Source organism: Pedobacter agri PB92 (assembly GCF_000258495.1).
Taxonomy (GTDB): Bacteria; Bacteroidota; Bacteroidia; order Sphingobacteriales; family Sphingobacteriaceae; genus Pedobacter; species Pedobacter agri.
This window is the reverse complement of record NZ_AJLG01000044.1, coordinates 1-19,064: the sequence shown is the minus strand read 5'-3', so window position 1 is coordinate 19,064 and position 19,064 is coordinate 1. Positions and strand designations below refer to the sequence as shown.

Below are 19,064 nucleotides of genomic sequence, written 5' to 3'. Positions count from 1 at the left end.
ATTTATCGGTTTTTCACTCACAAAAATTTACCCTTTATTATTCGCCAGCTTTGATTTATTATTCGTTATTGTTTGCCAGATATTATTAAATTTATAACAGCTATCGCTGATTTAACCTGATCATTTATCCGGCAAATACGATTCGTTGAAAACGCAGCTTTTTGCCCTCAACAATATCAAATACATAAATCTTATTGTGTTCTCCTTCACTCACCGGATCTCCATTTTCATCGACGGCATTATTGGAATAACTAAGGTTTAAGTGCAGTGTGATTTTATCTTTCTCATAATAGTTTGCTAATAATTTGAAGTTAAAATCGCCTTCATTAAATTCTTGGGTTTCTGCTTGATGGTTTTGAAGAAGACTTGCCGTTTTTAGCTTCATGATAGATTTTAGCAGATCCTTATCGAAAATTTGGTCATAGTAGCGTTCAAAATCTTTTTCGTACAATAAACTGGGATTTGCGTATTTAGCTTTTCGTTCTTTAAGCTCGTCCGCTGTAAACTGAACCGGATATCCCCAGTTATCATCGCCGACAGGAAAACTAAAGTAGGTTTTTAGCTTAGCGACATCTTTGCTGTACAATGCCTGCCGAAAATCTTTCAAATCATCAACCCATGAAGTATTGCTTTTATTTTCTGCACTGATGCCCATGACTGTTTTGCTCAACTTTGATGTATCATTTTTAGCAGCTAGATCTGATACATGAGTTGACTGATCTGGTTTGCTCTTGCAAGAACTTACTGCAAACAACAACATCAATATTAAAATTTTATTTTTCATTTTATTTTCTCCTCTTTCAAAATCTTCAAGATTTTTTGATCCAATATATCTTCATCTCCTTCAAAATCATCTTCAAAACTCTCGCCAACCTGAAAAACTTTGTGATTTGAAATTTTATAAACACTGAAATAGTTTTTACCGGCAAATCCATATGATAAGATCACCTGGTGTTTTTGATCATAACTTGGATTTACCACGTCATCAAAGCCCTGAACTTTCGTTACCTGCTTTTTCTGTTGATCAATCAGATAGAGATAATGATATTCGTTACTGCCACGGGCGCCGGTTTCTTTAAAAATCAGTAAATCCTCAACACCATCGCCATCAAAATCTTCATGTTTAAGCGTTCCACCACCATTTGGATGAATATAGAGATTTTGCGTCCAAATAATTTTATCAGTTAATCCCCTATCTATTCCGAAATATACACGTGTATTCTTCTCCTTTTCTATGTATTCTTCACCACAGTTTTGAATGGCAATTACGTAAGTGCTGTCCGGAAATGGATGGTAATAGTGCCATACACAATTTGGATCGCATTGATTAAAAACTTTGCTATCACTGGTATTCCGAAGAACTTGATTAGCAGATTCTGCTTGTTTTACTTTTTGTTTAACCGAGGTATCATTTTTAATCACAGGTAGTTTTTTCGGTGCTGAGTTGCATCCAAATATCAAGAGTAAAAGAAATAGCATAATTGTATTTCTCAATGCTAAAAAGTTTGTTTCACACCTCATCGAATTACGGATTAATTTGAATTTTGGATCCGATTTTCACTGACTGATACAATTCATCAACTTCGGTATCTGTCAAAGCAATGCAACCATTGGTCCAGTTAAACCACCTTTGAAATTTGTTGATCAAACCCAAACCATTTCGCAAGCCATGTATCTTAATATCACCACCCGGTGATTTTCCAATTAATTTTGCATGTTTAATATCTTGTGCATTCGGATAAGAAATGCCTAAATTTTTATGATAGCCACTTTTATCATTTTTGGCATTGATGGCATAAATGCCTTCAGGTGTTTTCTCATCCCCTTCAAATTCTTTATGCCCTGTTGGGCTATTCCCAAATGAAACCTGATATGTTTTGAGCAATTTTCCTTGCTGATAGGCCAGCATTTGATGTTGAGATTTAAAAACCACCAAAGAATCTATCTGCGCAGTTTTAGCAAGTTTAGCTTCCGGGTAGATATTGTAAATCAAAGCAGCCATCAATATCAAAACCATTAGCAGCAATAACTTTTTCATTTTTTATTTTTTAATAAATTGGAGCCTTGATTAATTCAAAAAGTCCACTACTCTATAAATCCATTCTTCTTCTGGTATTCCCACAATTCTTTGTTTTTATCAATGTAGTACGTTGGTGTGTCGATGTAATTTGCTTTAATATCAAAGCCGCTATTAAGTTTTAATTTCAGACTATCGGGCAAGTCTTCAAAGCGTTTTTCTATGTATTCAGCTTTCGACAATCGTTTTTCGTAGTAAGTTTCATCGCCCTGTGGTTCTTTCGAACTTAACTTTTGTTTCAAGATTAATTTTTCCAAAAAAACACCCCTCAACCATACCGCCACATTTCCGTCATTAGCAATACCAACTAAAAACGTAAGGCCTTTTACATCCCCTGAAGGGTTGAATAATTTTATTACCTGTTTATTTTGGAAGGCAGATTTAAAAACTTGCTTGATTTTCTCTTTTGGCAAGTTTAAAGTGTCGCTGTAAAATTTTTTATCCCTATATGAAACATATTGTAAAACCAGTTTTACGGGTAAACGTTCCCGCCGATTGCTTTCAGCGAAATAGTAGTCTTCGCCCCATTTAGAAGTATAATTTTCTACAGCCTCATCTTTTATGTATCCCAAATCCCCATCAGCCAAAATAAAATAAGAATTATGGATAGCTATTGGATAACTTTCTGGTGCGCAAACGCTTGAAAAATAGTGATACCGCTCCCAACCCTTGTAACTAAAAGTTCTAAAAACAATTGCCACAACTAACACCAAGGTTACCGCGATGTATAACTTATTGACAAAATTAAGCTTCATAATATTAATGTTGAAATGCCTTTGCTAAGCCTGCGGAATACAACAATAAGCCAATTAATAGTGCGCTAATTATTAACGAGGCGGCAAACAGCCATTTCGCTATTCGATAACCTTTGCCGTGGTAACTGAAGGCATAAAAGCCCAATAAAACTGTCGTGCCAAAAGATAAGTAACAATAATTTACGCTAAGCTCATCATCTAAACTATCACCAATATTTGCAAAAATGAGTAACAAAATTAAATTAACCACGATAAGCAATATGGATAGATTGCTGTTTTTTGCTTGTTTAATTGCAATTCTTTGTTTTCCATATCATGATATGATTACATTCTATTTGTTCTAACTAAGCTGTCTAGCAATGCATCAAAGGTTTCTGTTTTGCCGCCGCATCCATTGTAAACTACTTTCCTTCAGGGTTTATTAAAATTTTAGCGGGTGTGCAATAAACATTTTCGTTGATCACCTCATCCTTTTCAGGCCCCTGAGTGTTGTCAATTTGTTTAAAATTGAATTTAGCTTCCAATATGCTTTTTGTCATCGCCGCTGCATCATCAGAAAATCCATTTACAATGCCAATCATCGGAAAATGTTTACCATATTTTTGATGTGTAGCATTCAATTCTGATACCAAATCGTAACTTTCTGACTTGTTGAGGTAGCTATTTTGGTAAACAAAAACCACCCAGTGTTTCCCTTTATTTTCTGCTGATTTAAATAAGCTTCCATCAACTGTTTTTACCGAAAACTCTTTAGGACTACTGCCAAGAAGTAAATCGATAGCTGTTTTATTTGCCGCGACCACCTCTTTGATTTTTTCATCTTTCAATTTCTCCTGCGATTCACCGTTGCATCCAAACAAGGCAATTATCACCAGGCTTAACATCATTAACTTTTTCATAAATAAGGTATTTGATTAACAATCGTAGTTTTCATAGTGTGTTCGTTCGAGATCGGACTCAATAACTTCTTTCTCTTTAACTGAAAGATTGATCTCTTCTAATGCAACTTTTAATTGCGTTTTACCATCCGGACTTATCCAAACCCCATTCAGGCGATTACCATTCTTTTTTACGATCATCACGCCAGAAAAATTGTATTCAGTTAAGCAGAAATTTCCTTTCCCATTCGTAGATACAGAAAGTTCTATCCAGTTTTTTCCTTTGCCATATTGATATATGCTTTCATATATGTTCATCATGGAACCACCACATTGGTTGCCTAGCTCTTTTAGATATAAGCGCACTGTCCGGTTATTGACTGTACCACTGTATAAAGTTGTTTTAATATCCTGAGCATTAGTTGCAGTAAAGGTTATTAAAGTTAAAAATAGGCCAAGTATGATTTTCATAGTTCTGATGTAAGTGGTTAATATTGATGTTCTACATAAAGGCTGACAATAAATATCATTCCGAGTAATGATGCTGCATAGATACTCATTAAGCCATCTTTTATGCGGTGTTTTACAAATAGTATTAATGCTTCTACAATTAAAAATGTCTCCCAGGCAACAAAGAAAGTCGCTGGAACAAACTTTCCAAGATTAAGAGACATGCCACTATTTCCGCTTTCTCTTGCTGTAAACAGCGCCACAATAAAAAAAACTAATGGGACAATACCAATAATCAGCCTGATTAAGAAACGTTTTTGCAACTCTCTTTTTAGATTCATTTTATTAAAAATACATTTATTCAATGCTTAGGTTTTGGAAGATTCATATTCGTTAGGGATGGTTCACTATTCGCATGTAATCACTTACTATCTGCAAAGCAAACAATTTCTACACGGAACGTTTCTAAACTGCAAACAAATTCTTTATTTCGTTTCCATTTGAATTAATTTTGGAGCATACTAACAAAACATTATGTCTAAAACGAAACTAACGATCAATAACAATGGATCGGTAAAAATTGAAGGCGATTTCGAAATTGTGGATAGAAACGGAAACGTTTATGGTTTACAAGGAAGAGAAGTACTTTCAATCTGCCGTTGCGGTTTATCTAAAAACAAACCTTTTTGCGACGGTGCACACAATGGTCACTTTGAACATGAGGCAATTGCTTTTGATTTACCTCCAAAAAAGGTGTAAATCCAAAATTTAATATTTTTCAGAGCCTTGCAAAATGCAGGGCTTTTTTGTGTAAAAAGGATATTAAAATAATGTGATTATTTCGTTTATCTAATAGTCAAATCGGCCACTAACCACTTAACAGGAATATTTTTCTAAATTGTGTATTAAAAAAATATTTAAAATTTCTTAGTTTAAATAAATAAACGTTAATTTGACGATTATTTATTGTTATGAGCACAGCAAACTATGTAATTGGTGTAGATTACGGGACGGATTCTGTTCGGTCCGTTCTGGTAGATACCGCCAACGGAAAAGAGATATCGGCTTCCGTTTTTCTTTACCCACGATGGCAAAAGGGTTTATACTGCAAGCCGTCCATTAATCAATTCAGACAACATCCTTTAGATTATATTGAAGGTTTAACTCACACGATTAAAGATTGTTTGGCAAAAGCTGGCGGATCGGATATTGCGCAATTGGTTAAAGGAATTTCGATAGATACTACAGGCTCTAGTCCGGTTGCAGTTGATGCAACAGGAACGCCCCTTGCATTAACTCCGGGCTTTGAAGAAAACCCAAATGCCATGTTTGTACTCTGGAAAGATCATACAGCGGTTAAAGAAGCTGCTGAAATTAATGAACATGCCACCAAATTTCCGGTTAACTATTTAAAATATGTAGGTGGAATTTATTCTTCGGAATGGTTCTGGTCTAAATTGTTGCGCATTTTAAGAATTGATTCTTCAATTAAACAAAATGCACAATCATGGGTTGAGCATTGCGATTGGATTCCATTTTTACTCACTGGCGGAACAGATGTTTCAACCATGAAACGTAGTCGCTGTGCTGCCGGGCACAAAGCGTTATGGGCAGAGGAATTTGATGGCTTACCTCCGGAAAACTTCTTCAGTAGCCTTGATCCGCTTTTGGCTGGGTTTAGAGACAAACTTTTTGCAGATACCTATACTTCTGATGTCTCCGCTGGAACATTAAGCGAAGAATGGGCAAATACATTAGGATTAAATACCAATGTGGTAATTGGCGTTGGTGCTTTCGATGCCCACATGGGTGCCGTTGGTGGCCAAATAGAGCCTTACTATTTAAGTAAAGTAATGGGCACCAGTACTTGCGATATTTTAGTGGCACCGAACCAGGATTTACATGGGAAATTAATCAACGGAATCTGCGGGCAGGTAAACGGATCTGTCATCCCAGGTATGGCTGGCTTAGAAGCCGGGCAATCAGCTTTTGGCGATGTTTATGCCTGGTTTAAAAACTTAATCAGCTGGCCATTAAATCATTTGCTAACCGAATCTGATTTAATTGATGAAGCAACTGCCATTGCGTTAAAAGATGAACTGGAAAACAAAATCATTGCTAACTTGAGCAAACAAGCAGAAGCATTGGAAGATGACGACTATGCGGAATTAGCGATAGACTGGCTTAACGGCAGACGTACGCCTGATGCCAACCAGGAGCTTAAGGGTGCGATAACGGGTTTAGGTTTAGGTACCGATGCACCAAGATTTTTCCGTGCCTTAGCTGCTGCAACTTGTTTCGGAGCAAAAGCAATTGTCGATCGTTTTAAAGAGCAAGGCGTCCCGGTAAAAGGAATCATTGGTATTGGTGGTGTAGCTAAAAAGTCATCCTACATTATGCAAATGATGGCCGATGTTTTAGAAATGCCGATCAGAATCCACCGATTCGAACATACCTGTGCTTTAGGTGCCGCTATGTTTGCCGCTGTTGCAGCAGACATTTATCCAACCATAGAAGATGCTATGGCCGCAATGGGAACCGGGTTTGAAAAAGAATATACGCCAAATGTTAAAAAGAAAAAAATGTACAGAATGCATTATCAGCAATATTTAGGCTTAGGCAGGTACTTAGAGCGTTATAATAAAAAAGATGTAAAACCTTATTTATCATGAGCAACTATCAGGATATAAAAGAGCAGGCTTACCTGGCCAATATGGAATTACCTAAATTAGGATTGGTGTTGTTTACTTTTGGAAACGTAAGTGCGGCTGATCGGAATAAAGGCGTTTTTGCCATCAAACCTAGTGGGGTTCCTTATCCGGAATTATCGGCCGACAAAATGGTGATCGTTGATTTCGATGGCAATACTGTCGAAGGAAATTTGCGCCCATCATCTGATACCAAAACTCACGCTGTTTTATATAAACATTGGGAAGATGTTGGTGGCATTGTTCACACACACTCAACTTATGGAACAGCCTGGGCTCAGGCTCAAAAGGCCATTCCAATTTACGGAACCACGCATGCAGACCATTTAACAGTTGATATTCCATGCGCACCGCCGATGGATGATGCCATGATTAAAGGTAATTATGAATACGAAACCGGTTTTCAAATTATGAACCATTTTGAAAACCTTGGACTAAGCCATAAAGAGGTGGAGATGATTTTAGTAGGCAACCACGCTCCTTTTACCTGGGGAAAGACAGCTGAAAAAGCGGTTTACAATAGCGCCGTGTTAGAAGCGGTAGCGCAAATGGCGTTGTTAACGCAACAGATAAATCCGCAGGCGCCGAAGTTAAAAGATTCTTTAATTGAAAAGCATTATGAGCGAAAGCATGGTTCAAGTGCTTACTACGGACAGTAATAGTAAAAACTTTTTTCATGCTGAGGCACGAAGCTCTTTAACAAAATAGGTCGTCCAAAACTCAGACTGACAGTTCCTCGAAATATCGAATAGAAAAAAAAGAATAAGTTGAAAAGCAAGTGTGGTGATACTTCGGTTACGAAAGTCCCGCCATTTGCTTTAGCCCAGCAGAAAAAGCTGGGGCTGCCGCTCCTGTCGGGTTTAAGATTGTACGGTTTACCTAAGTTAAATAAACCTGATTGAAGTGAGCATGAAGTCCCGACCTTTGGTTGGGCGAAGTAAAACGGAAAGCAGGACTGTCCTGAGCGATGAAACCTGAAACCTGCTTTACAAAAAATGAATAAAACTTAGTTAGCTGTCATTTTAGTTAACCGATAAAACAATAAGCAATTAAACAAGTATAAAATGATTGATTTAAAAAAATTACAAGTTTGGTTTATAACGGGTACACAACATTTGTACGGTGAAGAAACCTTAAAACAGGTGGCAGACAATGCACAACAAGTAGCAGACTCATTAAACCAGAACGGAAATATTTCGGTTTCGGTAGTTTTTAAGCCGATTGTAAAAACCACAGAGGAAATTTTTGAGACTTTACAACAGGCCAATATTGATGAAAATTGTATCGGGGTAATTACCTGGATGCACACCTTTTCGCCCGCAAAAATGTGGATTAGAGGCTTGAATGTTTTACAAAAGCCTTTGTTGCATTTGCATACGCAGTTTAATCGTGATATTCCGTGGAACACTATCGATATGGATTTCATGAATTTAAACCAAAGTGCTCATGGAGACCGTGAATTTGGTTTTATGGTTACGCGTATGCGTAAAGATCGTAAGGTTGTGGTTGGGCATTGGCAAGATGAAGAAGTAGCAAAACAAATTGATACCTGGTGTAGAGCGGCAGCTGGATGGAACGATTGGCAAGGTGCAAAATTTGTTCGTTTCGGCGATAATATGCGCTTCGTAGCGGTTACCGATGGAGATAAAGTCGAAGCCGAGATGAAATTTGGTTTCGCTGTAAATACTTATGGCATAGGTGATTTAGTAGCTGTAATTAATGCAATACCTGAGGATGCTATTCAAGGTTTACTGAATGAATACGAAGAAACTTATGAAATGGCTGAAGATTTAAAAGCTGGTGGTGCCAGACATCAATCGGTTTATGATGCAGCTAAAATTGAATTGGGTTTACGGAAATTTTTAGAAGATGGTGGCTTTAAAGGCTTTTCTGACACTTTTGAAGATTTGCATGGCATGATTCAGTTACCGGGTATTGCAGCGCAGCGTTTAATGGCCGATGGTTATGGGTTTGCAGGCGAAGGCGATTGGAAAACAGCGGCATTGGTTCGTGCCTGTAAAGTGATGGGTGCTGGCTTGCCTGGCGGAAATGCCTTTATGGAGGATTATACTTACCATTTCGATCCTGCTAATTCAATGGTTTTAGGTTCGCACATGCTAGAAGTGGATGCAAGTTTGGCATCAGGTAAAGCTAGTTTAGAAGTTCATCCATTGGGCATCGGCGGAAAAGCAGATCCAGCCCGTTTAGTATTTAATGTTTCCGGCGGTGATGCTTTAAATGCATCTTTGATTGATATGGGCAATCGTTTCCGCTTATTAGTCAACGAGGTAACAGCTGTTGAAGCTGAAAATGATTTACCTCATTTGCCAGTTGCCCGTGTGCTTTGGAAACCACTTCCAGATATGAAAACAGGTTGTGCGGCCTGGATTTATGCTGGTGGTGCTCACCACACTGCTTACAGCCAGAATTTAACTACCGAACACCTATTAGATTTTGCAAACATTGCAGGTTTAGAATATGTGAACATTGGCGCCGATACCAAAATCAATCAATTCAGAAACGAATTGCATTGGAATGAAGTGGCGTACAAATAAAATACAAGCTCTCAATTAAATTTTAAAAGCCGATAGTTTTTTCAAATTATCGGCTTTTTTATTTTTTAAAAGAAGTTGCATGAAGCTGGTCGTTGCGACGTCATTCCGCAGAAATTTAGTCAATACTTACCATTGCTTTAATTACACCATTTTTTGGATCCAACCAGGTTTCAAATTCATCCTTTACTTGGTCAAATTTTACCTGGTGAGTAATGTAATTTGTAGGATTTACCAAACCAGCTTTCATTGATTTGATCACGTGTTCGAAATCTTCAATAGTTGCATTTCTGCTGCTCATTAAAGTTGATTCGCGTTTATGAAATTCCGGATGATTGAAAATTAAATCTCCTTTCTGCAAGCCGATTAATACAAACCTTGCGCCATGCGCCATGTAATTAATCGCATTGTTAATTGCCTTTTGATTTCCGGTTGCATCAATGACCACCGTTGGCATATCACCGTTGGTAATTTTGCTAAGTTGTTCCGTAACATCAGCTGAAAGCGCATTTACCACATGCGCCACCTTTAACTTGTCTTTGCAGAAAGCCAGGCGGTCTTCGTTAATATCTAATGCAATTACATTAGCGCCGGCAATTCGGGCAAATTCCATGGTTCCTAAGCCAATCGGACCGGCGCCAATCACCAGAACAAATTCACCAGGTTGAATATCTGCTCTTCGAACGCCATGCGCACCAATAGCTAAAGGTTCAACTAAGGCTAACTCGTCGAAACTTAAACCGTCGCCATGTAAAAGTGTTCTCGACGGCACCTGAAGATACTCACGCATACCTCCATCCACATGAACGCCACAAACTTGCATTTTAACACAGCAATTTGGTTTATTCATACGGCAGGCGATGCATTCACCACAATTAAAATATGGGATAAAGGTAACGGCCTCTCCTATCTTAAAACCCTCTGCACCATCGACTTCCACCAGTTCACCAGATAACTCATGTCCTAAAACTCTCGGGTAGTTAAAAAAAGGTTGTGTGCCCTCAAAGGCATGTAAATCAGTTCCGCAGATCCCAATTCGTTTAATCTTTATAATAGAATGATCTTTTTTCAATTCAGGTTTCTCAGTTTCTGAGTATTCAAAGGTACCGGGAATTGTACAAGTAAGGGTTTTCATTATTTAAGGATAGAATTTTGAATGATAGAATAGAATGAATGATTTTCGTCATTGCGAGGCGCAAAATAATCTCATAAGTTTATTAAAGAGAGATTGCTTCGTGCCTCGCAATGACGACCGCCAATTAAGTATTTTATGCGTTTGCCAATGCTCTGTCCAAATGAACATAACCACCATCGACATGGATAATTTGTCCGGTGGTGTGGCTCGATTTATCAGACATTAAAAATGCAGTCATATTTGCGATTTCTTCAGCCGTAGTCATTCTGTTTTCCAAAGGAATTTTCGAAGTGATTTCATCGAGTTTTGCCTGAGCATCGGATAAGGTTTCAATCCAGGTTTCGTAGGCGGGTGTCCAGCATTCTGCTACCACAACGGCATTAACACGAATGCCGTATTTTAGTAATTCAACTGCCCATTCGCGGGTGAGTGCATTTCTACCACCATTTGCTGCAGCATAAGCTGAGGTATTTCCTTGTCCGGTTTCTGCGGTTTTAGAGGTAATGTTTACGATTGCACCTTTGCTTTTGATCAACTCAGGCAAGGCATGATGTGCCATTAAATAATAATGTACCACGTTTTTATGGAGTGAGGCCATGAAATCATCATAATTACCATTTTCTAAACCTACACCATCGTTTACACCAGCGTTGTTCACTAAACCATCTATCCTACCGAACTGATTTATGATTTCGGCAACAACTTTTTTGCAGTCATCTGGATTTGATAATTCTGCCACAAACTGAGCCGCCTTACCACCTTGTTCTTCAATTGCATCCACAACTTTTTGATTATCGTTGGCTTTTCTACCTACAATAACAGCAACAGCATTTTCTTTTGCAAAAACTTCTGCAATGCTTCTACCAATGCCTTTTGCAGCACCAGTGATAATGATTACCTTTTCTTTTAAATTTAAATCCATATCTTTTTTAATTATCGCTTTCTTCACCTTGGTTTTTTTTCAAAATCTTTTTTATTAAGATGCTGAAAGGAATTCAGTATGACGACTTGGCAAGTCATTTATTTAATCATATTTATTACATCTGCCTTTCTAAATTCCGGAAGGACTTTTAAACTTTCTATTTTTCCGTTTTTCAATTCTACTTCTACAGTAGTTTGATATGGTGCATGTAATTTGAAATGCACATCCCAATCCGCAGGCCAGGCAGGAAACAACATAATCTTCTTGCCATCAACCTGCATTAACATTTCCTGCAAACCAATCATGCCCGAGCCGCCCCAATTATGATCAGGTGTCCAGTCGAAACCCGGTCCCCAAAATGCTGGAAATCTTCTGCCGGAGTTTTTCAGTTTTGCAGTCGTCAATTTTGCAGCTTCTTCGGTTAAACCTAATCTTGCGGCAAAAATGTTATCTTGTTTCCAGCCCACATGACTTCTAAATTTTAAAACATCGGTATCTAATTGATACGTATTTATTGCCGTATCTAAACCGGGCTTGCCCAAACCATAAATCCCCCATGGATACACCGGGTATAATTGCGGACTTTCGGTATTGTTGATGCGCTCCCAAAGTTTTGCTGGTGCGATGGTTGGTTTTCTCCCGGATTCTCCATCAAACTCGCGAAAGCTAATTGGTGGAATGGTTCTGAGCATCTCTACCCAATCACTCTTTTGTTTTGCTGATAAACCAGGATGTGCAATCAATCTTTCTAAAACCGTTTTTAAAGCTGCAATTGTGGAGGTTGAGTTGTAAGCCATCTTATAGGTTTCCGCTCCCGAACCTGGATAAAGAACCAAATAACCATTAGCATCCAAAGCTTTAGCACCCCGCTGTTTAGCCAGATAAGTATAATGTTCTTTGAAAAAAGTCAGTGAGCTTTCAATCAAAGGAAGGTATTTTTCAATATCTGCTCCACCGTATCTTTCTGTTTCCAGAATCATCATGCAAAACTCTAAAACGGTATCCCACTCATACTCCAGCCAGGCGTTGTATTCCATGCCTTTGTTAAAATCAGCAGGACGCTTCCATCCATATTCTGCAGGATTTGGCAAGCCGAAGTTTTCCAGTTGCTCCGTAAAACTAGCACCCTTATGCCCCCAAGCCGATTCGGTTCTGATTTCCGCATTTTTTAATAAATCAAGATAGAAATCAAACTGGGGCTTCATCATATCGAAATCGCCACTTTTTAGCATCGGCCAGTAGACTAAACGTTGATTTTGAGCGGTATGGGTTCCACCTCCCCAATTTCTAAAATCAGGTGTATATTTTAAAGCAGTATCTGTGAGTTGAGGATCAAATGTAAATAACCCACCGTTAAATTTGGTTGGGTATTTACCAAAGGCATTGCAACCCAACATGTATCGAAACAACTGATAATTTTTTGATGACTGACTGGCTTGCTCGCTTTTCGAATTGATGTAAACAAAACTTCTTTTCCAGTAATCGTTCCACCATTTTATGCTGGCTTTTTGGGTTGAATTTCGTTTTATTGAATACAATTCCTTTTTCCAATTTTGGATACCAGCTTTACTTATATTTAAAGCAATAGTGATTTCTTGCGATTGCGATGGCATTTTACTTTTTAACTTCCACGATTGAAAAGGCGTACTCAAATAAGTTCCAGCCTCATTTCCCGCTGAAACCATATTCTTTCCCTGCATCGATCCTCCGAAAATCAGGTTTTTTATAGGGTTGTACAATTCGGCTTTTCTATCTGCTAAACCTTGCTGTTTTACAGCAACATCAAAAACGGTTTCTGCTTTGTTTTGATGATAAAACTGAATGCCATTATTTTCAAAAGCAATTTCATCTTTTGCCGTTTTCACGAGGCCTTGAGGCGCCCATTTGTACGAGTTTTGATTATTTTCTTTACCCTTTGTGATTCTATCTTCAAAACGCCAACTTTCATAACTTGCCTCTGTCGTAATTTTTTGCTTAGATTTTACATTTACGTGGATCACCGGATTAAAAACATCAACCCAAACCTTAATTTGAATATCCGATCCATCGATTTGAGCATAACCATCTTTCAGAATCAATTCTTGTTTAAAGGTTTTCCCCTCGAAAGGGTCAGAACTGAATTTTAGCTTTACCCGACCGAGTTTGAGCAATGTATTATTTTCATCAAATGTTCCGCTTCGAGATAAATAAAGATAAACCTCGCCTTTTTCTACCCAAAGATTTAAGCCAATATCGCCACCGCCAACAGGCATCGATTCTGATGAATTATGGCTTTGCGTGTTCCATATAACGTTTTGTTGTGCCTGAGTTGTTGGAATGAACCACCAAAACAAAATGAACACAAAAAAGAGGTTTACATTCTTTGTGAATTTTAAATATTTGAAAACCGTGTTTTTCGGCATTATTCTCTTTATTTCAATTAAATTTTGTTAATTATCCCAATCATCCGTACGAAATGAGGAAACCGGCAAACCATCATTTCCAAATAGATCGCCAATTACGAAATCTTTAAACGCGTAACGTACTGCAACCGGGTTTTTCACCTGTTCAGATGTTACAGTTACGCTGCTTCCTGTTATTGCAGCTTTCGCCGGGTAAAATTTCTTGTCTGTGCCCGCCACCTCGAACAAACTGAGTTCTTTACCGAATGAAGTTAACCCATTTTGCACATTTTGAAACTTAATAACGGCTTTATTTTTATCGATGGTTAAAGATTCATAAGTTGGACTTAGCGCACCAAAGCCTTTAATACTATAAGTTTGAGCCAGAGCCAGGTAAGCCAGCCTTTCTCCCCCTTGTTTTTTACCTGCCGGATGAATTGATTTTTCTTCACCAATATCCATTAAAACAGCCATGCCTGAATTTGGGATTTTCGATAAAGATTTTCGCTGCGCATCCCTTAAAAAAGACTGAATTGAATTTGCCTCCTACGTGGTAAGGTGGCAACTGAGCATAATTGTAAGGGGCAATTTGAGCATAAAAGAATGGAAATTCACCATTATCCCAATTTTTCCGCCACGAAGACACCATCGCAGGAAACAATTCTTCATAACGATCTGGTCTTTCATAATTAGATTCACCCTGGTACCAGATGGCTCCTTTGATTCCATAACCTATTACCGGATAAAGCATCCCGTTGTAAAGCGTAGTTGGCGTTCTGCTAACTTCTTTAATGGTGTCTCCTTTTGAGGGGATTTTAACTTCAGGAAACGCTTTCAAATCTTCGGGCGACATCCAGGCCTCGATAGAAGATCCACCGTAGCTATCATTGATAATCCCGATAGGAACATTTAACATCTCACTCAACAAAGAACCAAAATAATAAGCAGTGGCGCTGAAATTAGAAACCGTTTCAGGTGCTGCTGGTTTCCATGCTGATGGCTTACTATTATCTTGGCGCTCGGTAATCGAAGAACGTGGAACAGTATATAGTCTGATGTTGTTATTGGCAGACTTTAAAATCTTTTCATTTGAACCTATAATCGGTTGACTTTTGAAACCTTTCATGGGCATCTCCATATTCGATTGGCCGCCACAAAACCAAACCTCACCAATTAAAACATCATTTAAAATTAACTTCTCCCCATCATTGAATTCAATATAATAAGGTCCGCCAGCTACAGGAGTTGCCACTTTAATCTTCCATTTCCCATTCTGATCTGTAGTAACCGAATAGTTTTCTCTATTCCACGAAGTGATGATTTTTACCTTATTTGAGGGTTTTGCCCAACCCCAAATGGCAACATTGCTTTGTTGCTGCAAAACCATGTGGTCGGTAAAAATAGATGCAGGTTTAACCGTTGCAGCTGCAATGGCGCAAAATGCAAGGTTTAAAAATATGATGAGTTTAAGTTTCATTTATCTTTCTTTTTTCGTCATTGCGAGGCAAGAAGCAATCTTTTCAACTATTGCTTTGTGCTTCGCAATGACATTTACTTTTATTTACTTACTGGCAACCAAACCGACATTTCCGAATGCCCGCGATTGCCCCATGCAAAATAAGGCACCAATTTAATTTCAGCTTCTTTATTTTTGTTATTAACCGGGCGATACAATACATTTTTCCAGCTATCCGGTTCAACAATTTTAGCATTTCCTACCAAACTCATCATTTCTGCACCATCAATTTTTATTGGTTTAGCTTCAAATTTTGTGCTTGTTGGGATAAAGGCATTAAAAATACTTTTCCCAGGCAAATCAGTTGATTCCAGGCAATACACAATCGGTCCGCGTTTTACCGCAATTTGATTTCTATTTTCTTCGACTAAGGGATTTGCTTCAATTAAATTAGCCTCCATTGGAAGATTCAATTCTATTATATCGCCTTTTTTCCAAACACGATTTATTTCTGCGTAGGTTCCTGAAATCGCTTTGATATTTTCTGGTTTTCCATTAATGCTGATTTGAGCATTTTGAGTCCAGGCTGGGATTCTAAGAAAAACCGAATAGGCTTTATTTCCAATCTCTTTTACAGATATTTTAATATTACCATCCCAAGGATAATTGGTTTCTTCGGATAAAGAAATTTTACTTCCATCAGCTAATTTAGTAGTTAAGTTATTTCCACCATATAAATTGAACCACAAACCTTTATTAGAAACACTGTAAGCATAATCGCTTACCTCGGCAATTGTTCTCACTACGTTTGGCGGACAACAATTTGATAAACCAATGTATGGCACTCTATCCTTAGACCAGCGTTGTTTGAAAGGCAAATCATTCGACTGCGCCAACGGATTAGTGTACAAAAAGTTCTTTCCATCCAGGCTGATCCCCGATAAAACACTGTTATGCAAAGCCAATTCCATTACGTCTGCATATTTGGCGTCGCCGGTAATTTGCAGCATTCTCCAGTTCCAAAGCATGTTTCCAATATTAGCGCAGGTTTCATTATGTGCCGTGAAATTCGGCAACTGGTAATCGCGACCAAATGCCTGGTGGATTTTCTGCACATCTACTGGATTGTATGAAGTTCCATCAGGAGATGTTCCATCGTATAAAGAGCCTAGACCGCCTGTAATGTACATTTTATGGTTCTGCACATCATTCCACATCAAATTCAACGTATTTAAAAGCGAATCTTTGCCTGTTTCTGCATATAAATCGGCAACGCCAGCGTACAAATAACTTGCCCTAACCGCGTGCCCCATGGCTTTCGTTTGTTGCAGAAAAGGAATTCTATCCTGATTATCATCTGTTCCATCATCAATCTTACCCTTAATGGCAATTAAATGTTGGGCCAGTTCTAAATAGCGAGGGTCGTTAGTAGTACGGTACATTTCTACAACGCCCATGTAATGCGATGGACAAATGGCGTTTCTAGCCAATGTTGGCGATGCGGATTTATAAAAATTATAAAGATAATCCGTTGCTTTTTTGGCAATGTTTAATAGCGTTGTTTTTCCTGTTGCCCGATAATGGATGCAACCGGCCGTCATTAAGTGTCCAATATTATACGATTCAAAACTTAACCTATCCTGAAATTGATTGTTCGAACCCGTTTTTCGTTGTTCTATCATCGCTTTAGTGTAGATGTAACCATCTTCACGCTGTGATTTTCCAATCACAACGATCGCCTTATCCATCATCGCATTTAGCTTTGGATTTTTGGTTGAAGCATATAAACTCGCAACGGCTTCTAAGGTTTTGTAATAATCTCCATCATGGAAAGAAGGACCGGTATGTAAACCCGTATCTAAACCAGCCGCAATTTCAAAGTTTTTAAAGGCATGACTAATTTTTGGGTCGTTATAAATTGCCCACATATTCGGCACCATGGTTTCAGTTGCTACTTTAAACCGATCTGCCCAAAATCCTTTAGTCCAGGTTACATCGCTCATGTTTACGCTATGCAGCTTTGCGTATTTACTTTTAGAAGTATTAACAAGCGCCTTATCTTGTGCGTTAACCAGCATAAATGACATGGTTAAAAAGATTATGAATGCAAACTTTATATTCATCCTATTTAGTTATATATTTTTTATGCCGTCATTGCGAGTTACGAAGCAATCTACATTATTGAAATAGATTGCTTCGTGCCTCGCAATGACGATTAGTTTTACTTCTCCTCCAACTGTATAACAACAGGCCCAAACAAACCTGCCGGATTTAAAGGTTTACCCTCTAATCTAAATGGTGCTGTTGTTTTTGTAAGTCTTTTATTTTCTGGTAATTTACTATCTCCTATTAAACGATTAGCCCAGGTATTTACAACTTCAATCGTAATTTTATTTTCTCCCTTTTTAATGACTTTGCTAATATCTAATCGATGCGGGGCGGTCCATAAAGTACCACAACTAATGCCATTAATTTTAACTTCAGCCATGCTCGAAAACCCACCTAAATCAATCCAGGCATTTTTCGTATCTCCTTTGTAAGTAAAGGTCTTTGAATAAATAGCCGTTCCAGAATAGTATTTAATTGAGCTATCAGGATGTTTAGTCCAATCTGTTAGCGCTTTGAAAGCCACAGCTTTCGAAGGACCACCATTGGCAGCATCGAATTGAACCTGCCAGTTATTAGAAATATCCTGAACGGTCTTAAATTTATTGGAATTTAGCCCAGCCTGTAATTGTGTTAACTCTGTTTTATCTTCAAAAATTATAAATAGAGAACCGTTAGCTGGCAATTTTAAATTAAAAAAGGTTCTGCCATCTTTAATCGACCAGCTTTTTAAAGCTGCTGTATCATTGGTTACCGGGTTGTAGATTTTAGGCACCATTCCGTTTATCCTAAATGAAAAATTAAATTCTCTTTCTTTAGCCTCTTGATTTGAGATAAAGTAGATATCTGCATCAGCAGTTTTTCTGTGAGTGAATGTTACATTTTTCGTTGGGGGAATTACGGAGTTTAACATTGAAGGAATTTCATTTATATCCAAATCCTTTTCCAATCCCAAGCTGTTAAAATCGTTACCCTCGAAAGGAGCTTTATATACCTGCCCTAAACCAATGTTCTTAACATAAATTGGTTTACCACCACTTTTAAATGAATCAAAGTTACTTCCCCAAATTTCTTCAACCAAACTATCAAATTCTGATGGTTTAATTTGTTTTAAACCAGATTGGTACAACGGCTTATCTCCAACAATTACTTTAGCCCCAGCTTTTATCAAATCGGAAAGATTCTTCACCACCTTATAACTCATATATTGGTAATTCGGATTCATTTTCATCGCTCCTGGAATCACCAAAATTTTATAAGCTGCACCACTTTCAAAAAACACATTACCATCTTTAACAGTAGCAGTACTAAATACATCTGGATTAAAACTATCGTAGGCATAGCCACGAAGTGGGTTTACCCAATTTTCCGGGTCAGCCATGTTTGCGGAATGGGTAACACCTGCCGGGATTTGCCTTAACGGTTCTCCTGCATTTGCTAATCGTTTTTTTTCGGCTTCAACAACATCATTACCAAAAATACCAGGCAAAGTCTCCACTAGTCTGTCTGGCAACACCGAACGACGGGGTAATTCCTCGCCCGTAAAAACGGCAATATCAACCACTGGTTTGCCTTTTTGTAGAAGATTTTGTGTTCGCTCTGCGTAATCTACCCAAGCTTTACCGAGTTTCCAAGTGTGTACGT

Annotated in this window: 18 protein-coding genes; 4 read left to right on the top strand and 14 right to left on the bottom strand. The window is 38.1% G+C overall.

From position 1 onward, the window contains the following. Positions 1-124 precede the first annotated feature (124 nt). The 7 genes from ON09_RS08610 to ON09_RS08575 form a co-directional block, all read right to left on the bottom strand. Positions 125-784: a hypothetical protein gene (locus ON09_RS08610; protein ID WP_010600657.1), complete on the bottom strand. Its 660-nt coding sequence runs from the start codon at positions 782-784 to the stop codon at positions 125-127. Continuing rightward, a complete protein-coding gene (locus ON09_RS08605) occupies positions 781-1,494 on the bottom strand; it encodes an XAC2610-related protein (protein WP_157258884.1) in 714 nt (237 codons plus the stop codon). The genes ON09_RS08610 and ON09_RS08605 overlap by 4 nt, the downstream gene beginning before the upstream one ends. 31 nt (positions 1,495-1,525) lie before the next feature. Continuing rightward, positions 1,526-2,038: a L,D-transpeptidase family protein gene (locus tag ON09_RS08600; RefSeq protein ID WP_010600655.1), complete on the bottom strand. Its 513-nt coding sequence runs from the start codon at positions 2,036-2,038 to the stop codon at positions 1,526-1,528. 47 nt (positions 2,039-2,085) lie between these two features. Then, complete coding sequence (locus ON09_RS08595; RefSeq protein ID WP_010600654.1) at positions 2,086-2,832, bottom strand: DUF2931 family protein; 747 nt, start codon at positions 2,830-2,832, stop codon at positions 2,086-2,088. Positions 2,833-3,233: 401 nt separating this feature from the next. Beyond that, positions 3,234-3,731: a peroxiredoxin family protein gene (locus tag ON09_RS08585; protein WP_010600652.1), complete on the bottom strand. Its 498-nt coding sequence runs from the start codon at positions 3,729-3,731 to the stop codon at positions 3,234-3,236. A 15-nt stretch (positions 3,732-3,746) separates the two neighbouring features. Continuing rightward, on the bottom strand, positions 3,747-4,181 hold the full coding sequence (locus ON09_RS08580) for a hypothetical protein (RefSeq protein ID WP_010600651.1): 435 nt from the start codon (positions 4,179-4,181) through the stop codon (positions 3,747-3,749). 17 nt (positions 4,182-4,198) lie between these two features. Then, a complete protein-coding gene (locus ON09_RS08575) occupies positions 4,199-4,501 on the bottom strand; it encodes a hypothetical protein (RefSeq protein ID WP_010600650.1) in 303 nt (100 codons plus the stop codon). 193 nt (positions 4,502-4,694) lie between these two features. On the opposite strand from ON09_RS08575, the gene ON09_RS08570 reads away from it, so the two are divergent. The 4 genes from ON09_RS08570 to araA all read left to right on the top strand — a co-directional run bounded on the left by ON09_RS08570 (position 4,695) and on the right by araA (position 9,423). Further along, positions 4,695-4,919 (top strand): CDGSH iron-sulfur domain-containing protein, encoded by a 225-nt coding sequence (locus ON09_RS08570; protein ID WP_010600649.1) that lies wholly within the window; start codon positions 4,695-4,697, stop codon positions 4,917-4,919. Positions 4,920-5,131: 212 nt separating this feature from the next. Next, complete coding sequence (locus ON09_RS08565; RefSeq protein ID WP_010600648.1) at positions 5,132-6,832, top strand: ribulokinase; 1,701 nt, start codon at positions 5,132-5,134, stop codon at positions 6,830-6,832. Continuing rightward, entirely contained in the window at positions 6,829-7,527 is a 699-nt protein-coding gene (locus ON09_RS08560; RefSeq protein WP_010600647.1) for an L-ribulose-5-phosphate 4-epimerase, read from the top strand. The genes ON09_RS08565 and ON09_RS08560 overlap by 4 nt, the downstream gene beginning before the upstream one ends. Positions 7,528-7,932: 405 nt before the next feature. After that, entirely contained in the window at positions 7,933-9,423 is a 1,491-nt protein-coding gene (gene araA, locus ON09_RS08555) for an L-arabinose isomerase (protein ID WP_010600646.1), read from the top strand. Positions 9,424-9,538: 115 nt separating this feature from the next. On the opposite strand, the gene ON09_RS08550 is transcribed toward araA, so the two are convergent. From ON09_RS08550 to ON09_RS08525, 7 genes are all read right to left on the bottom strand, one after another. Further along, positions 9,539-10,555 (bottom strand): zinc-binding alcohol dehydrogenase family protein, encoded by a 1,017-nt coding sequence (locus ON09_RS08550; RefSeq protein ID WP_010600645.1) that lies wholly within the window; start codon positions 10,553-10,555, stop codon positions 9,539-9,541. Between the two features lie 133 nt (positions 10,556-10,688). Continuing rightward, positions 10,689-11,477, bottom strand: coding sequence for an L-fucose dehydrogenase (locus tag ON09_RS08545; RefSeq protein ID WP_010600644.1), 789 nt, complete (start codon positions 11,475-11,477; stop codon positions 10,689-10,691). A gap of 98 nt (positions 11,478-11,575) precedes the next feature. Further along, positions 11,576-13,819 carry a DUF5703 domain-containing protein gene (locus tag ON09_RS08540; protein WP_157258883.1) on the bottom strand — a complete coding sequence of 748 codons (2,244 nt, stop codon included), beginning with the start codon at positions 13,817-13,819 and terminating at the stop codon, positions 11,576-11,578. An 87-nt stretch (positions 13,820-13,906) separates the two neighbouring features. Continuing rightward, positions 13,907-14,332, bottom strand: a complete 426-nt coding sequence (locus tag ON09_RS25950) for a hypothetical protein (RefSeq protein ID WP_238533632.1) — start codon at positions 14,330-14,332, stop codon at positions 13,907-13,909. Further along, positions 14,307-15,335, bottom strand: coding sequence for a sialate O-acetylesterase (locus ON09_RS08535; protein ID WP_238533631.1), 1,029 nt, complete (start codon positions 15,333-15,335; stop codon positions 14,307-14,309). Before ON09_RS08535 ends, ON09_RS25950 begins: the two co-directional genes overlap by 26 nt. An 80-nt stretch (positions 15,336-15,415) precedes the next feature. Beyond that, positions 15,416-17,392 (bottom strand): aceric acid hydrolase, encoded by a 1,977-nt coding sequence (locus ON09_RS08530; protein WP_238533630.1) that lies wholly within the window; start codon positions 17,390-17,392, stop codon positions 15,416-15,418. A 143-nt stretch (positions 17,393-17,535) separates the two neighbouring features. Next, the coding region (locus ON09_RS08525) for a glycosylhydrolase-like jelly roll fold domain-containing protein (protein WP_010600641.1) at positions 17,536-19,064 on the bottom strand (1,529 nt) is incomplete at its 5' end.

What these genes read in the sequence shown, in the direction of transcription:
- ON09_RS08610 (WP_010600657.1), bottom strand. Translation starts at nt 784, where the DNA reads ATGAAAAATAAAATTTTAATATTGATGTTGTTGTTTGCAGTAAGTTCT.
- ON09_RS08600 (WP_010600655.1), bottom strand. Translation starts at nt 2,038, where the DNA reads ATGAAAAAGTTATTGCTGCTAATGGTTTTGATATTGATGGCTGCTTTG.
- ON09_RS08595 (WP_010600654.1), bottom strand. Translation starts at nt 2,832, where the DNA reads ATGAAGCTTAATTTTGTCAATAAGTTATACATCGCGGTAACCTTGGTG.
- ON09_RS08585 (WP_010600652.1), bottom strand. Translation starts at nt 3,731, where the DNA reads ATGAAAAAGTTAATGATGTTAAGCCTGGTGATAATTGCCTTGTTTGGA.
- ON09_RS08580 (WP_010600651.1), bottom strand. Translation starts at nt 4,181, where the DNA reads ATGAAAATCATACTTGGCCTATTTTTAACTTTAATAACCTTTACTGCA.
- ON09_RS08575 (WP_010600650.1), bottom strand. Translation starts at nt 4,501, where the DNA reads ATGAATCTAAAAAGAGAGTTGCAAAAACGTTTCTTAATCAGGCTGATT.
- ON09_RS08570 (WP_010600649.1), top strand. Translation starts at nt 4,695, where the DNA reads ATGTCTAAAACGAAACTAACGATCAATAACAATGGATCGGTAAAAATT.
- ON09_RS08565 (WP_010600648.1), top strand. Translation starts at nt 5,132, where the DNA reads ATGAGCACAGCAAACTATGTAATTGGTGTAGATTACGGGACGGATTCT.
- ON09_RS08560 (WP_010600647.1), top strand. Translation starts at nt 6,829, where the DNA reads ATGAGCAACTATCAGGATATAAAAGAGCAGGCTTACCTGGCCAATATG.
- araA (WP_010600646.1), top strand. Translation starts at nt 7,933, where the DNA reads ATGATTGATTTAAAAAAATTACAAGTTTGGTTTATAACGGGTACACAA.
- ON09_RS08550 (WP_010600645.1), bottom strand. Translation starts at nt 10,555, where the DNA reads ATGAAAACCCTTACTTGTACAATTCCCGGTACCTTTGAATACTCAGAA.
- ON09_RS08545 (WP_010600644.1), bottom strand. Translation starts at nt 11,477, where the DNA reads ATGGATTTAAATTTAAAAGAAAAGGTAATCATTATCACTGGTGCTGCA.
- ON09_RS25950 (WP_238533632.1), bottom strand. Translation starts at nt 14,332, where the DNA reads ATGGCTGTTTTAATGGATATTGGTGAAGAAAAATCAATTCATCCGGCA.
- ON09_RS08535 (WP_238533631.1), bottom strand. Translation starts at nt 15,335, where the DNA reads ATGAAACTTAAACTCATCATATTTTTAAACCTTGCATTTTGCGCCATT.
- ON09_RS08530 (WP_238533630.1), bottom strand. Translation starts at nt 17,392, where the DNA reads ATGCTGGTTAACGCACAAGATAAGGCGCTTGTTAATACTTCTAAAAGT.